General features: G+C 59.6%; 15 protein-coding genes and 1 riboswitch. Of the genes, 12 read left to right on the top strand and 3 right to left on the bottom strand.

Annotation, left to right across the window (positions count from 1 at the left end):
- Positions 1-11 precede the first annotated feature (11 nt).
- The 6 genes from P3R82_RS05220 (at position 12) to corA (ending at position 5,974) form a co-directional block, all read left to right on the top strand.
- Complete coding sequence (locus tag P3R82_RS05220; RefSeq protein ID WP_283193279.1) at positions 12-851, top strand: alpha/beta fold hydrolase; 840 nt, start codon at positions 12-14, stop codon at positions 849-851.
- Positions 852-957: 106 nt separating this feature from the next.
- A complete protein-coding gene (locus tag P3R82_RS05215) occupies positions 958-1,920 on the top strand; it encodes a sugar ABC transporter substrate-binding protein (protein WP_283193517.1) in 963 nt (320 codons plus the stop codon).
- A gap of 1 nt (position 1,921) precedes the next feature.
- Entirely contained in the window at positions 1,922-2,956 is a 1,035-nt protein-coding gene (locus P3R82_RS05210; RefSeq protein ID WP_283193278.1) for an ABC transporter permease, read from the top strand.
- 9 nt (positions 2,957-2,965) lie between these two features.
- Positions 2,966-3,757 (top strand): ATP-binding cassette domain-containing protein, encoded by a 792-nt coding sequence (locus P3R82_RS05205; protein WP_283193277.1) that lies wholly within the window; start codon positions 2,966-2,968, stop codon positions 3,755-3,757.
- A gap of 351 nt (positions 3,758-4,108) precedes the next feature.
- Positions 4,109-4,278: riboswitch (yybP-ykoY riboswitch) on the top strand.
- A gap of 4 nt (positions 4,279-4,282) precedes the next feature.
- Complete coding sequence (locus P3R82_RS05200; RefSeq protein ID WP_283193276.1) at positions 4,283-4,846, top strand: manganese efflux pump MntP family protein; 564 nt, start codon at positions 4,283-4,285, stop codon at positions 4,844-4,846.
- Positions 4,847-5,026: 180 nt separating this feature from the next.
- On the top strand, positions 5,027-5,974 hold the full coding sequence (gene corA / locus P3R82_RS05195; RefSeq protein ID WP_283193516.1) for a magnesium/cobalt transporter CorA: 948 nt from the start codon (positions 5,027-5,029) through the stop codon (positions 5,972-5,974).
- 130 nt (positions 5,975-6,104) lie between these two features.
- Here corA and P3R82_RS05190 read toward each other — a convergent pair whose 3' ends face one another.
- Complete coding sequence (locus P3R82_RS05190; protein ID WP_283193275.1) at positions 6,105-7,028, bottom strand: LysR substrate-binding domain-containing protein; 924 nt, start codon at positions 7,026-7,028, stop codon at positions 6,105-6,107.
- Between the two features lie 104 nt (positions 7,029-7,132).
- On the opposite strand from P3R82_RS05190, the gene P3R82_RS05185 reads away from it, so the two are divergent.
- The 5 genes from P3R82_RS05185 (at position 7,133) to P3R82_RS05165 (ending at position 12,111) form a co-directional block, all read left to right on the top strand.
- A complete protein-coding gene (locus tag P3R82_RS05185) occupies positions 7,133-8,200 on the top strand; it encodes an ABC transporter ATP-binding protein (protein WP_283193274.1) in 1,068 nt (355 codons plus the stop codon).
- Positions 8,200-9,081 carry a sugar ABC transporter permease gene (locus tag P3R82_RS05180; RefSeq protein WP_283193273.1) on the top strand — a complete coding sequence of 294 codons (882 nt, stop codon included), beginning with the start codon at positions 8,200-8,202 and terminating at the stop codon, positions 9,079-9,081. Before P3R82_RS05185 ends, P3R82_RS05180 begins: the two co-directional genes overlap by 1 nt.
- On the top strand, positions 9,078-9,908 hold the full coding sequence (locus P3R82_RS05175) for a carbohydrate ABC transporter permease (RefSeq protein WP_283193272.1): 831 nt from the start codon (positions 9,078-9,080) through the stop codon (positions 9,906-9,908). The genes P3R82_RS05180 and P3R82_RS05175 overlap by 4 nt, the downstream gene beginning before the upstream one ends.
- Before the next feature lie 42 nt (positions 9,909-9,950).
- Complete coding sequence (locus P3R82_RS05170) at positions 9,951-11,201, top strand: ABC transporter substrate-binding protein (RefSeq protein ID WP_283193271.1); 1,251 nt, start codon at positions 9,951-9,953, stop codon at positions 11,199-11,201.
- A gap of 67 nt (positions 11,202-11,268) precedes the next feature.
- On the top strand, positions 11,269-12,111 hold the full coding sequence (locus P3R82_RS05165) for a phosphodiesterase (protein WP_283193270.1): 843 nt from the start codon (positions 11,269-11,271) through the stop codon (positions 12,109-12,111).
- A gap of 65 nt (positions 12,112-12,176) precedes the next feature.
- Here P3R82_RS05165 and P3R82_RS05160 read toward each other — a convergent pair whose 3' ends face one another.
- Positions 12,177-12,341 (bottom strand): hypothetical protein, encoded by a 165-nt coding sequence (locus P3R82_RS05160; protein ID WP_283193526.1) that lies wholly within the window; start codon positions 12,339-12,341, stop codon positions 12,177-12,179.
- On the opposite strand from P3R82_RS05160, the gene P3R82_RS05155 reads away from it, so the two are divergent.
- Entirely contained in the window at positions 12,264-12,884 is a 621-nt protein-coding gene (locus P3R82_RS05155; protein ID WP_283193515.1) for an HAD hydrolase-like protein, read from the top strand. The genes P3R82_RS05160 and P3R82_RS05155 overlap by 78 nt on opposite strands.
- 158 nt (positions 12,885-13,042) lie before the next feature.
- Here P3R82_RS05155 and P3R82_RS05150 read toward each other — a convergent pair whose 3' ends face one another.
- A complete protein-coding gene (locus tag P3R82_RS05150) occupies positions 13,043-13,858 on the bottom strand; it encodes an IclR family transcriptional regulator (RefSeq protein ID WP_283193269.1) in 816 nt (271 codons plus the stop codon).
- Between the last annotated feature and the right edge of the window lie 228 nt (positions 13,859-14,086).

Raw genomic sequence — 14,086 nt, 5'->3', positions numbered from 1 at the left:
TGGCAAGAATGATGAACCAGTATTTTCGCAACGGGGGGATCCCCGATTATCTCGCGTCGCATAGTGGACGCATATCAATTCCCGGCGCGGAGCCGTTCTTTATCGAAGGAAGCTCACCGACAGCGTTCCTGCTGCTGCACGGATGGTCGGCGAGTGCTGAGAGCACACGCTTCCTGGCCGCCGGTCTTGCCAAGGCTGGGCATTCGGTTCTTTCGCCGACGCTTCCCGGCCACGGGTCATCCGCCGAGGACATGCTGAACTATGGTCCGGTCGACTGGACCAGCGCCGCGCGAGAGGCCGCACAGCTGCTTCGGCGCCATTACGACCGTGTCATTGTCCTGGGTATTTCCATGGGCGGTGCTCTGGCAATCCAGTTGGCGGGCAGTTCGCCTGATCTGGCCGATGCGCTGATTACGGTGAACGCCCCTGTCTTGATGTCCAATTCGTCATTCGCGGACGAAATCGTCAGCGGAGACGCAGCGGATTATCTGTCTGGATGGAGCGTACCGGAGTTCTTTGGGGAACACGTGGATGAAATCAGCTATCCACGTCGCTTCAAGAAGAGCGGTGCGGATCTCTATTCCATGTGCGCCCTGGCGCGCGAGATACTTCCAAAGGTCGTGTGTCCAACGCTCGTAGTTCAGTCGGTTCTGGACCCGATTGTTCCCAAGGACAGCGCCGTCGAAATTCTGAACACCATCGGCGCAGCTCAAAAACAGGCGCTTTGGCTGGACCAATCATACCACGTTTCGCAGCTTGACTTGGACCGCGACCGTATCGTTTCCGTCGCGCTTGCCTTTGCCGCGGACAGTGTCGCCTTGGAACGCGCCCAGACGACCGGTGCGTGCTGAGCGCATGAGGAATGAATGGGGAGGACCGGGAGGCCTCCCTTCAAACAGGTGAGGAGCGGCCGGCACCCTGTTATCAATGGCCGCATCGGAGGAGAACAGAATGAATATGAAGATCGTTGGACTGTTGGCTGCAGTCTTGTCTCTGGGCACATCCCTGACCGCCGCGTCCGCGGCAAATATCGCGGTGATCGCCGGCAAGCCGGACGATACGTTCTGGCAACCCGTCAAGAAAGGCGTCGATGATGCCCGCAAGGTTGTTGAACTGACCGGTGGCAAGGTCTCGTTCCTGCAGCTTGCGAACTATGACAATCTCGGTCCGGATGCCGCCAATCTCGTAAGGACGGCCGTCAGCCAGGGCGTCGATGGTATCGTGGTCGCGAACTGGGTTCCCGATGCCATGGATGCGGCGATAAAGGATGCGATCGCCAAGGGCGTGAAAGTCATGCTCTACAATGCCGGCAACATCGACAAGGCGCATGAGCTTGGCGCGATGAACTATGTCGGCAGCGACGAATACGTCGCCGGCAAGGCCGCTGGCTCTTACTTTTCCGAGAAGAAATACAAGAACGTACTGTGCGTAAACCATGTCCCGGGCTCCTATCCTCTGGAGCAGCGCTGCAAGGGCGTCGTGGACGCGATCTCGCCCTTGGGCGGAAAGAGCAAGCAGCTCCCGCTTCCGTCGACCCAGGCCGACAACGCCGCCGCGGTGGCGCAATCCATCAAGGCCGCCTTGCTTACGGACCCCTCGATCGACGCAATCTTGACCTTGAACCCGGCTGTTGCCGACTGGGCCGCCAGCGGGATCATGCAGGCAGGCATGTCAGGCAAGATCGCGCTTGGTTCGTTCGACATGAACGAGGCCGGCCTGAATCGCATCAAGGACGGAACACAGACCTTCGCCATCGACCAGCAGCCGTATCTGCAGAGCTATCTCGCCGTCGGACTGATGAACAGCTATCTGGAATACGGTCTGAACCTGCCGACCAATCCTGTCCTCACCGGTCCCGGCTTTGTCGATAGCACCAATATCGAAGCCACGCTGGGCGGCGTCAAAAAGGGAGCGCGCTGACATGGTTGCCATCATGGATGCACAGGCGACAAAGCCACCGTCAAAACCCTCGCCCATTGGTGCCCTTATCCGCCGTCCCGAGACGGGGTCGTTTCTAGGCATGCTCGCCGTCTTCTGCTTTTTCGTGATCTTCGGTCAGGCGAACTTCATTTCAGCGGCCGGCGTGGCAAGCTGGCTCAACGTGGCAGCCACGCTAGGTATCGTGGCCCTGCCGGTTGGCCTGCTGATGATCGCAGGCGAGTTGGACATATCGATCGGTTCCATGATCCCGGCGGGATCGATGGTCTTCGCCATCATCTCGGGATATTTCGGACTGCCCGTCTGGGCGGGCATGGGCGCGGCCTTGCTTCTCGGCGTGGTGATCGGACTGATCAACGGCTTCATGGTGCTGAAGACATCCGTTCCCTCGCTGATCGTCACGCTGGGCACGCTCTTCGCCGTCGCGGGACTGACGCTCAGCCTGTCCGTTCTCATAACCGGCACAACCAGCGTTGCCGTCGCACCGCCACCGTTCGTGAAATCCATTCTCGGTGATTTCATTGGCGGCATGTTCCAGGTCACCATCTTCTGGTGGCTGGGTATCGCCGCGGTCTTTGCCTTCATCCTGCATTACTCGCCGGTGGGCAACTGGATCTTCGCCCTGGGGGGAGACAAGGTGAGTGCTCGCAACGCCGGCATCCCCACCGAACGGATCACGATCCTTCTTTTCGTAACGTCCAGCGTCTCCGCCTCGTTCGTGGGGCTGAGCCAGGCAATCCTGTTCAATTCCGCACAGGTGTCGTCCGGAAGCTCTTTCATCTTCAATTCGATCATCAGTGTCGTTGTCGGCGGGGTTCTGCTTACCGGCGGGTATGGATCGATCATCGGCATCGTCATGGGCACGGTAACGTTCGCGATCGTCAACCAGGGGATCTATTTCACATCGTTCGATGCGAACCTTGCGAGCCTGATCATCGGCGTCCTTATGCTCATCGCCGTGCTGCTGAACAACACGTTCCGCAAGATGGCCCTGTCCTACAGCAGCAAGAAGAAGTGAGGATGAGACATGTCGACTCCAATCATCAAGCTATCGAACATCAGCAAATCTTTCGGCCCGATCGACGTTCTCCACAACATCTCGCTTGAGGTGAACGCCGGAGAGGTTCTCTGCCTGCTGGGAGACAACGGCGCGGGAAAATCGACCCTGATCAAGGTGCTGTCCGGCGTCCACAAGCCGAATGCCGGCACTCTGGAGATGGACGGCAAGCCGATCTCCTTCGACAATCCTCGTGACGCAAGCAATCAGGGGATCGCTACGGTACATCAGTTTGGAGGGACCTTTCCACTGATGAGCATTGGTCGGTCCTTCTTTGTTGGCGTCGAACCGACAAAGCGGTTTGGGCCTTTCAGGATCTACGACCGCAAAACCGCAAACGAAACCGCGGTCAGGGCCGTGCGCGAGTTTGGAATTACCAGGATCGATGACGGTGATAGGCTGATCGGCGGTCTTTCCGGCGGCGAGCGCCAGTCCCTGGCGATCGCCAGGGCGGTGCATTTCGGAGCGCGCCTGCTTGTTCTCGACGAGCCGACAGCGGCCCTCGGCGTCAAGGAGGCCGCGCATGTGCTGCGCATTGTGCTCGAAGCCCGCAAGCGGGGTCTCGGCGTGATTTTCATCACCCACAATGTCGTGCATGCCCTGACCGTTGGAGACCACTTCGCGGTTCTCATTCGAGGTGCCAAGGCCGCGGACTTCCGCCGAGGCGAAAAGACCCGCGAGGAGATCACCGACCTCATGGCCGGCGGCGAGGCCATGGCGGAGCTTGAGGCCGAGATCGCCGCGCACACCAAGATTGCCTGACAGCCAGCTTGCGATTGATTGTTGGCCCGATGATGCGCATCGGGCCAGAATCGGACGCGGCTCGATTGTTCCTGCGTCTCACGGCGGGAGACGATTGCTGCCGTAAGTTTTCCGATCCAGCTCGCGGCCCACGAATGCCGGAATGGAATAACCTTTGTCACCGACGTCAACGGTCATATGCGGGCACCGATCAAAAACGCCTCCAGCATGATGCCGTCTGGGCCAAATTTCTGCGACTGCTTCGCACCTGCAGATCCAGCTGCAACTGCAGTTGCAAATCATTGTTAAGTAATGATATTTTCGAATGTCGCGAGTGATTTCCGGTTGACAGCCGGGGGGCGACACCCTAGGTCATCGCGCATCGGGGAGTAGCTACCGCTTACCCAGCGGGAACGTGTCAACATGCTCGTGCGCAATGCACGTGGCACGTTCAGCCGAAAACGTCGGCTCGGCAAGACCGTGGCGAAGTCTGCCACCTGGACAGGGCAGTCGACGCCCGGCTTCTATCGTCCGCGAGGTTTCAAGATGTCATTTGTTGCAATTGTCGTGCTGGCATTCAGCATGTCGATGGACGCGTTTGCGGTTTCCGTAGGGCGTGGCGCTGCTCTTGGGCGGACAAGCGTTAGAGACGCCGTTTGGACTGGCGTCGTCTTCGGCGTGGTGGAAGCAATCACGCCAATGATCGGCTGGGTCGCCGGCGTGGCGGCGGCGAGTTATGTCTCTGCCGTTGATCACTGGATCGCATTCGGCCTATTGGCGGCTGTCGGAACCAATATGGTGTATTCGGCGAGCAAGGGCGGTCCTGAGGAAGAGACCAAGCCCGGAATGTCCTTCGTTGTTCTCGTCGCTACCGCGATCGGAACCAGCCTTGACGCCATGGCGGTCGGTGTGTCGCTTGCATTTCTTCAGGTCAATATCCTGGTCATCGCTGCCGCGATTGGAGCGGCCACGTTCCTTCTCTCGTCCGGCGGCATGCTTATCGGACGTCTGATCGGCGAGCGTTTCGGGCGAATTGCGGAGGGAGTGGCCGGCGTTGCGCTTATCGCATTGGGCAGCTCGATCCTATACGAGCACATTTTTGCAGCGTGAGATCCGGAAGGTATCTCGCAACAGTTGAGGAACGCCAACCCAGGTGCACGACAATGGACCCTGACAGTCGAAGTATTAGCCCGATAGTTTGAGGCCTTTCGGAGTCCAGTCTCCGGGGCCGATATCCCCCAGGAGACTTCAATGCTACGTAGTTTTTTCCGCGATGCCGAACGCGTCGCAATGCACGACGATGTCGAAACTTTCGATGCCGGCGCCCAATATATTTGGTTCGACTTACTCAGCCCGATCCCGACGGAAACAAAATACGTGGAGGACAAGTTCTCGATCGCTATCCCGACGCGGGACGAGATGGAAGATATCGAACTTTCCGCCCGGCTCTATCAGGAGGACGGGGCACAATTCATGACGATGACCATGCTTGCCGGTTTGGAAGGTGACGAGCCTATTCGCACGCCGGTGACTTTCATCCTCAAGGAAAATTGTCTCATCACCGTGCGCTACGCTGACACGTTGCCGTTCCGCCAATCCACATCAAGATTGCTAAAGGGCCCGGCCGCCATCAGCCTTGCAGGAGAGATGGCGATGCTAGGTATCCTTGAAGCCGTTATCGATCGAACTGCCGATGTGCTCGAAAGAATCGGACGGGAGATCGATACAATTTCTCGCGAAGTGTTCCGCAGCAAGACCTCCAATGCCACCAAGAAAACGCGAAATCTACAATCCGTGATCGAGCAGATTGGCCAGAAGGGCGACTTTCTGACCGCTGTGAGCGAGGGTCTCGTGAGTATTTCAAGATTGGTGGCTTATCACGCTGCGGTTGAGCAGCCGGGACGCAAGATGTCCAAGGAAACGCGTCAGGTCATCAAGCTTCTTCAGCGAGACGGCGCATCCCTTGGGGACCATGCCGCCTTTTTGTCGAGCAAGATCAATTTTCTGCTCGACGCGACGCTTGGACTTATCAACCTCGAGCAAAACCAGATCATCAAGATCTTCTCGGTGGCCGCCGTTGTTTTCCTGCCGCCTACCCTTGTCGCGTCCATGTACGGAATGAATTTCGAAGTCATGCCTGAACTTCGCTGGGAATATGGCTACCCCTTTGCCATTGCCATGATGATTGTATCGGCCGCGATGCCATTTCTGTACTTCAAACGGCGCGGCTGGCTCTGAACTGCTGGTCTCTTGCCACCGGTTTCGCATCGTTCCAGATGGCCGATACACGATCGGCCGTCGTGGAGCGCGCCGTTCGCGAGGAAGAGCAGCTTGGTTCTTGCGAATTGCAAAGGACTGACCGGCGATATCATTCCACTATCGCCATCAGTGCTCGAACTTCACGCCTGCGTATGTTGCGTGATAGGCAAGCGACGTGTTCCACATAGAGTTCATTGAGTTCAACGACCGGCACTCTCGTCACGTCCTTATCATCACGGGTAACCGCAAGCTCGAACATGAATCCTATACCGACGCCCTGCAGCACGGCCTCGTAAACGGCTTCGCGTTCTCCTAGCCGCAGTGCCGGCTCGATCTCCAGTTCCGAAGCCTTCATCGCCTTCTGCAGCGCGTTTTGCGTCAAGGAATGCTCGGTACGGAAAATCAGCGGCTGATCTGTCAGTTCATGCATTGATACCGGCTTGTTGCGTCGGGCAAGAGAATGGCTGCTTGGAATAAGTGCGACCGCCCGCTGCTCCATATAGGGGATGCGGATCAAAGCCTCATCCTCGGGAACTCCGGTCAGGATGATGGCATCGCAGCGCTGCTCGTAAAGCGCCGTCGTTACCTGATGCCAGTTGCCGAAACTGGCGTTGATCCGCACGCCCGGATATCGACGACGGTACTCCGAAATCAGCGCCATCGCGGGGTTGGGGGCACCGCACATGACGTTCAGTTCACCGGTTTTCAGCGCGCTCGATGCGCTCAATATGTCGGTTGCCACTTCCTCGATGACGCTGAGTTCCCGGGTTTCCTGAAACAGGTTTTTCGCAAGCAGCGTCATCCTTGCGCCGTCGCCCGTGCGCTCGAACAGGAGCACGCCATAACTCTGCTCGATCGCCTTTATCTGCGCCGTCACCGCCGGCTGGCTGAGCCCGAGACGCCGCGCCGCGGCCGAAAAGCTCCCCTCCTTCGCAACGGCATTGAAGGCCCGCAACTGGGCATAGCTTAGCTTGGGACGCATGGGGGAACCTGATGTGGGGTATAAGCTGAATTTATAATGCGTCATGCGCATGTAAAATTCATGACATATCACGCCGCCATCGATGAACTTTCAGGACTTCAGGCATGGCCGGCGTAAACATCAGATCTGTCGCTAAGACGTTTGGGGAAACCCATGTGCTCAAACGCGTCGATCTCGATATCCGCGATGGCGAATTCATTTCTCTCGTCGGCCCGTCGGGCTGCGGCAAGTCGACATTGCTGCGCATCGTCGCCGGCCTCGAGCAGCAGACGGAAGGCAATATCCTTCTCGATGGCGAGACCGTCGATCGCCTGCGGCCGCGCGACCGCGATCTCGCCATGGTGTTCCAGTCCTATGCGCTCTATCCGCATCTGACGGTGGCCGAGAACATCGCGGTGCCACTGACCATGCGCCGGATGTCGACGCTGGACCGCTCGCTGCTCGGCGGCCTGCTGCCATCGGCCAGGGCAAAGCGCAAGGATATCGCCGCCGAGGTGAACAAGGTCTGCGAGGCGCTTTCCATCTCCATGCTCAAGGATCGCAAGCCGGCCGCTCTTTCGGGCGGACAGCGGCAGCGTGTCGCGCTTGCCCGCGCCATGGTGCGCAAGCCAAGCGCCTTCCTGATGGACGAGCCGCTCTCCAATCTCGATGCCAAGATGCGCGTGCAGGCGAGAGGAGAGATCGCCGCCCTTCATCGCCAGCTCGGCTCGACCTTCATCTACGTCACCCATGATCAGGCCGAGGCCATGACCATGTCGGATCGCATCGCCGTCATGATGGGGGGTGAAATCCTGCAGCTCGATACGCCCGACCAGGTCTACCAGATGCCGCAGGATCTGCGTGTCGCCGAATTCATCGGCAGCCCGAAGATCAACGTCGTCAAGGCCATCCGGCGGGATGACGGCGCTCTCTCTGTTGCGTCCGAGAAAACAGCCGGCCAGAGCATCCATGCGGCTTTCCGCCCGGAAGCCGCGCGGTTGACGGGCGAGGCAGAGGCGCCGCTTTCCGGCATCGTCCACCATGTCGAAAATCTCGGCGCCGATCTGTTCGTGCAGATCAGGCTCAATGATGGTGGGGATCTGGTCATCGTGCGCTGCGATCCCGCCGGCATACGCCCGGTCATCGGTGATCGGGCGGGTATCGCCATCGATCACGCACGGCTGCATGCTTTCGGGTCCGACAATCGCCGCATCGATGGCAGCTTCCGGCTGGAGGCCGCGTAATGAGCCTGTCCGCCAGCCAGAACAGGGCGGGGCTGACGCTGATCGCGCCGGCTGCCATTCTCGGCCTCGTCTTCCTCATCGCGCCGCTGGCGTCGATCTTCGTCCTCGCCTTCACCGATTATCAGCTCGGCGACCGCGCGCTGAGCTTCATCGGGCTTGGGAATTTCCGCGCGCTCGCGGATGACCCGGTCTTCTGGCGATCGCTGAGCAACACGCTGATCTATTCGGCCGTCGTCGTGCCGGGTTCGGTCCTGCTCGGGCTCGTCAGCGCGCTGCTGATCGATCCGGGAACATCGCTCCGTTCCTTTTACCGTACCGCCTTCTTCCTGCCGGTCATGGCAAGCCTGCTCGCCATGGCGATCGTCTGGGAGTTCATGCTGCATCCGAGTTTCGGCATCGTCAACGCGGTCATGAAGACGCTCGGATTTGCGCCGCGCAATTGGCTGAAGGATGGCAGCACCGCGCTTTACGTGCTGGCGGTGATCGGCATCTGGCAGAGCTTCGGCTTCAACATGGTGCTGTTCATGGCCGGGCTTTCGGCAATTCCGCGCGACCTTTACGACGCCGCCGAAATGGACGGTACGCCGCACGCCTGGGCGCGCTTCAAGCTGATCACCTGGCCGCTGCTGGCGCCGGTGACCGTCTTCGTCGCCATCACCTCGGTCATCCGCTCCTTCCAGGTCTTCGATACCGTCCAGGCGCTGACGCAGGGCGGACCCAACAAGGCGACGGAGGTCCTGCTCTACACCATCTACGCGGAGGGTTTCGAATTCTTCCGCAGCGGCCGGGCGGCTGCAATCACCGTGGTGTTCATCATGCTCGTCGTCGGCGTCAGCCTGCTGCGTTTCCTCTCCCTCAAGAAGACCGGATCGAACGCATGACCAGCGGCTCGTTTGTCACCTCGACGCTGCGCCACGCGGCCCTGCTGCTGATCGCAGCCTTCGCCCTCATGCCCTTCGCGGTCATGATATCGACCTCGATCAAACCTGCGAACGAGATCTTTTCCGATACCGTGCGCTGGTGGCCCGAAAAGCTGGCGCTGATCGAAAATTATTCCGAGGCGTTCTCCTCCGCGCCACTGATGCTTTATCTGATGAACGGCGTCATCGTTACGCTGGCCATCTTCTTCCTGCAGGTTCTGGTGGCCCTGCCTGCCGCCTATGCGCTGGCGAAACTGCGCTTCGTCGGCCGTCGCATCGCCTTCGGTTTCGTGCTCTTCTGCCTGTTGATCCCCTATCACGCCATCGCCGTGCCGCTGTTCATCCTGCTCTATTTCGTCGGCCTGCTGGACAGTTACAGCGCGCTCGTCCTGCCCTTCACGATCTCGGTCTTCGGCATTTTCCTGATGCGCCAGTTCTTCATGGGCGTGCCGGATGATCTGGTCGATGCCGCGCGCATGGACGGAATGTCGGAACTGTCAATCGTCTGGCGCGTCATGTTGCCGGCCGCCATTCCGGCGCTGACCGCCTTCGGCGTGTTCTCGGTGGTGGCGCACTGGAACGATTACTTCTGGCCGCTGGTGGCGGTATCGAGCGAAAGCTACTTCACTCCGCCGCTTGGCGTGATGGCCTTCCGCAATGCCGAGGCCGGCAACAATTTCGGCCCGCTCATGGCCGCAGCCACGATCATCGTCGCGCCGCTGCTCGTCGTGTTCCTGCTGGCCCAGCGCCGCTTCATCGAAGGCATCGCCTTCACCGGCATCAAATAACCACCCCTCCCACCCGACCCACTCTCACCGGAGACACTATCCATGCGAATGATCCTTACAGCCGCAGCGCTGTCGCTGACGGCATCCATGGCGATGGCGCAGACGACCATCACCGTACAGTATCCCTACCCGGAACTGTTCGATGAAACCCAAAAGCAGCTCGCCGAAGCGTTCAGCAAGAAGAACCCCGACATCAAGGTCGAGTTTCGTTCTCCCTACAAGGAATACGAGGATGCCGCCCAGCGCGTGCTGCGTGAAGGCATTACCGGCAATGTTCCTGACGTCACCTTCCAGGGTCTGAACCGTGTTCGCGTGCTTGCCGACAAGCAGATCGCCGTAGCGCTCGACGATTTCATCGCCAACGAAAAGGATTTCGACGCTGCCGGTTATCACGAAGGCATGCGTCAGGCCGGCGCCGTCAACGGCAAGGTTTACGGCCTGCCTTTCGCGATCTCGCTGCCGATCGTCTATTACAACATGGATCTGGTGAAGAAGGCCGGTCTCGACGCAAACAGCCTGCCGAAGACCTGGGACGAGATCATCGAGCTTGCCAAGAAGATCAACGCTCAGGGCGAAGCGGACGGCGTGATGGCGGAATGGTCCATCACCGGCAACTGGCTGTGGCAGGCTATGGTCCTCGCCAATGGCGGAACGATGCTCACGGAAGACGAGAGCAAGGTCGCGTTCGACGGTGAAGCCGGCAAGCAGGCAATCAACACGCTCGCGCGTCTGGCGACCGAAGCCAAGTCACCGAACCTGACGGCCAACGACATGCTGGCGGCGTTTTCGGCCGGCAAGATCGGCATCATGGTCACCACGACATCGCGCGTCAACGCCGTTACAAAGCAGGTCGGAAGCAAGTTCGAACTGAAGACCGGCGAATATCCCGACATCAAGGACGGCGTGACCCGCCTGCCTGCCGGGGGCAACGTTGCGATCATCACGGCGAAGACCACCGAGAAGCAGAAAGCCGCTTGGGAATTCCTGAAGTTCGCGACCGGCCCGGAAGGCGGCGCAATCATGGTCAAGACCACCGGCTACATGGCGCCCAACAACAAGGCCGCCGATCTTCTCAAGGATTTCTATACGCAGAATCCGAACCAGGCTGTCGCCCTTTCCGAGCTGCCTTACCTCACCGGCTGGTACGCTTTCCCGGGCGATAACGGCCTGAAGATCACCGACGTCATCAAGGATCACATGCAGTCGATCATGGATGGCACCCGCGCCAAGGAGCCGGAAGCCGTGCTTGCCGAAATGGCGTCCGACACGCAGGCGCTTCTGCCGCGCAAGTAAGCCGTCAACATGACGCCGCGCGGTCAATCCTTGGCCGCGCGGCCCCTTATCTCAGGGACTGCACACCATGAAAATCGTCCATATCACCGATACCCATTTCGTTCCGCAGCCGGCCACGCTCTACGGGCTTGATCCACGCGCCCGGTTCGATGCGGCGATCGCCAGCCTTCAGGCTGAGCATTCGGATGCCGACCTTCTGGTCATCACCGGCGATTTGGCCCACTGGGGGGAAGTGCCAGCCTATCAGGCGCTGCGCCAGCGTCTCGAGGCGGTCACACTTCCGGTGGTGATGATGGTCGGCAATCACGATGATCGGGCCTCGCTTCGGACGGTGTTTCCCGCAGCAATGGATGACGGCAACGGTTTCGTTCAGGGTAGCCGTGTCGAAAACGGCCACCGCCTGATCTTCCTCGATACCAAGTGCGAGGGAACGCATGCGGGCGCCTATTGCGAGAAGCGGCGCGCCTGGCTTGCCGATGCGTTGGCGAAGGGCGACGAGCCCGTCCTGCTATTCATGCATCATCCTCCCTTCCTCTCCGGCATTTCGTCCATGGACGCGATTGGACAACTGGATGCCGATGCCCTGTGGCTGGTTCTGCAGCCGCATGCGCGGCGCATCCGCCATATCTTTCTCGGCCATGTGCATCGCCCGATCTCCGGCAATTGGCACGGCATCTCGTTTTCGCTCATTCCGGGCCTCAACCACCAGGTGCCGCTGCAACTTGCGCCGCATGGCGAGGATATTCCCGGCAGCCACGAACCACCGGCCTATTCCGTCATTTCCGTTGGCCCGGACAGTATCGTCGTCCACCTGAAATATTTCCTCGACGGCTCGCGGCGTTTTCCGCTCGATGGCTACGAGGTCAAGGGCCGCGACTATGCGCTGGGCTTCCCGGCCTGCGAAGGCTGAAACCAAATCAAATCACGCCATTCAGGCGCCGACGCGGACAGGCGACTGTGTGCGAAAGGCCCAGCTTATTCCGGTTTCCCACTCACATGCATGAATTCCACGGCATAGACGCCACGCTTTTCGATCTTGACGGCACTCTGGTCAGCGGCGGCATCGCGCTTCCATGGGCGCATCAACTCATCGAAGCGAGCAAGGGGCATTTTGCGATCGTCACGAATGATGCCGAGCATACCTCCGCGGAGCTCGAATGCCTGATGCAGATGATCGGCCTGCCGATCAAGCAAGAGCGCATCGTGACAGCGGGGATGGAAGCCATCAGGCGGGTGGCTGAAGACATGCCCGGTGCAAAAATCGCCATGGCAACCAGTCGCTCGCTGCAGGCTTACGCGAGGACTTGCGGGCTATATGTGACGGATGCCGGCCCCGATGTCGTCCTGATCGGTCGTGACCGCCAATTTTCCTACGACACGATACGCTTTTCGGCAAATGCGGTGCTTGCCGGTGCCAAGCTCGTCGTCTGCAATCCCGATCGGACGCATCCAGGCCCGAATGGCACGATCGTGCCAGAGACCGGTGCTCTCGCGGCTTCGATTCTGGCTTGCACCGGGCCGGTGGAACATCGCGTTATCGGCAAGCCGCAGCCTGAAATTTTCCTTGCCGGACTAAAACTGGTTGATAGCGCGCCTTCCAGAACCCTGATGGTTGGCGACAACCCGGAGACCGACGGCAAGGGGGCGGAGCGGGCCGGGTTGCGGTTCTTGAAGGTCGGTTGACCGCAGCCGGTATGAGAGTGTCGGCAACATCCGAGCGTCTTCGTAAGAGCTCTTTGATGACGCGGCGATCGTCTGGTTTGCAGGTATGCTCGGCCACGCCCGCGTAAAGAGCAAACGTGACTCGACGAGAGGCCAGCCCCGAAGTGGGAAGCTGCAACTCAACTGTATTCAGACTGCGATTCACCGGCTTTTTCGAGGAGCGAGCCGAACTTCGCGGAGAATTCCTCAGGGGTGAATTCATCCGTCGATCCCCCAAGCGTGATGGCTCCCACCGGGCGTTTTCCTTCTCCCATGATGGCGACGGCTATGGCGACCTCGTGACGCTGGAGCTGGCGGTTCGAGATCGAATGCCCGCGAACGCGCGTCTCCTCGACCGCCTTCATCACCTGATCCAGCGTCGTGTAGGTGTCGGGTGTGAACGGGGTCGTGTCGGATCGCGCGAATATGTCGGCGATCTCCTCGTCGGGAAGCCGAGCCAGGATGGCGATGCCGCCCGAGGTACAATAGACGGGGACGGAATGTCCGGTCAGCGTTCCGACAAAAAGTTCGTGCTCCGACGGCATGCGAATGGCATAGATGATGCGCGTGTCGTCCCAGAACGACATATCGACACGGACGTCGGCACGTCGCCGCAGTTCCAGCAGGGCGGGCGTCACTTTCTGGCAGATCGGATTGAGCCGCAATCCCGAGTAAGCCATGGTCAGGATGCGCTTCCCAGGAAGGTAGCCGGTATCGTGCGCGTCGCGAACGATCATGCCAAGCTGGACCAATGTGTGGACGATGCGTTGTGCCGCGCTTCTGTCGAGGCCAGCCATCTGAGCGATCTCGGAAAGAGACAGCGGCTTGGGCGCGAGCTCGAAGACCGACAGCACGGCGACCGCGCGCGCGACGGCTCTGACGAAAAGTGCATCGTCGGCGAACTTGTCCGCTTCGTCAGGATCAAATGTCGATACGCCGATCAGCTTTCGGAACATGTGGCCTCCCCCCAATAAACTCGAAAAATAAGCGTTGACAGCAACAAACGTCACGGCCAATATTAACAAATACAACTGTATCGTCTAGCAATACAGTACAATTGTTTTTGTGAGGAGGCAAGAGCAAGCAGCAAGAATTTCCAATCCTGACTGAATAGCCTGACGGCGGGAAAATCCGCCGGTCGGACGCGGGGCTTTACGCACGGCGGCAGAATTGCCGCGACCTGC

Source organism: Rhizobium sp. AN80A, assembly GCF_030053015.1.
GTDB classification, from domain to species: domain Bacteria; phylum Pseudomonadota; class Alphaproteobacteria; order Rhizobiales; family Rhizobiaceae; genus Rhizobium; species Rhizobium metallidurans.
The sequence above is the reverse complement of the archived record's forward strand: the minus strand, read 5'-3'. Positions and strand labels throughout refer to the sequence as shown.

Excerpts from the sequence above, each read along its gene's own strand:
- P3R82_RS05220 (WP_283193279.1), top strand. The coding sequence starts at position 12 with ATGAACCAGTATTTTCGCAACGGGGGGATCCCCGATTATCTCGCGTCG.
- P3R82_RS05215 (WP_283193517.1), top strand. The coding sequence starts at position 958 with ATGAAGATCGTTGGACTGTTGGCTGCAGTCTTGTCTCTGGGCACATCC.
- P3R82_RS05210 (WP_283193278.1), top strand. The coding sequence starts at position 1,922 with ATGGTTGCCATCATGGATGCACAGGCGACAAAGCCACCGTCAAAACCC.
- P3R82_RS05205 (WP_283193277.1), top strand. The coding sequence starts at position 2,966 with ATGTCGACTCCAATCATCAAGCTATCGAACATCAGCAAATCTTTCGGC.
- P3R82_RS05200 (WP_283193276.1), top strand. The coding sequence starts at position 4,283 with ATGTCATTTGTTGCAATTGTCGTGCTGGCATTCAGCATGTCGATGGAC.
- corA (WP_283193516.1), top strand. The coding sequence starts at position 5,027 with ATGCACGACGATGTCGAAACTTTCGATGCCGGCGCCCAATATATTTGG.
- P3R82_RS05190 (WP_283193275.1), bottom strand. The coding sequence starts at position 7,028 with ATGCGCATGACGCATTATAAATTCAGCTTATACCCCACATCAGGTTCC.
- P3R82_RS05180 (WP_283193273.1), top strand. The coding sequence starts at position 8,200 with ATGAGCCTGTCCGCCAGCCAGAACAGGGCGGGGCTGACGCTGATCGCG.
- P3R82_RS05175 (WP_283193272.1), top strand. The coding sequence starts at position 9,078 with ATGACCAGCGGCTCGTTTGTCACCTCGACGCTGCGCCACGCGGCCCTG.
- P3R82_RS05170 (WP_283193271.1), top strand. The coding sequence starts at position 9,951 with ATGCGAATGATCCTTACAGCCGCAGCGCTGTCGCTGACGGCATCCATG.
- P3R82_RS05165 (WP_283193270.1), top strand. The coding sequence starts at position 11,269 with ATGAAAATCGTCCATATCACCGATACCCATTTCGTTCCGCAGCCGGCC.
- P3R82_RS05160 (WP_283193526.1), bottom strand. The coding sequence starts at position 12,341 with ATGCTCGGCATCATTCGTGACGATCGCAAAATGCCCCTTGCTCGCTTC.
- P3R82_RS05150 (WP_283193269.1), bottom strand. The coding sequence starts at position 13,858 with ATGTTCCGAAAGCTGATCGGCGTATCGACATTTGATCCTGACGAAGCG.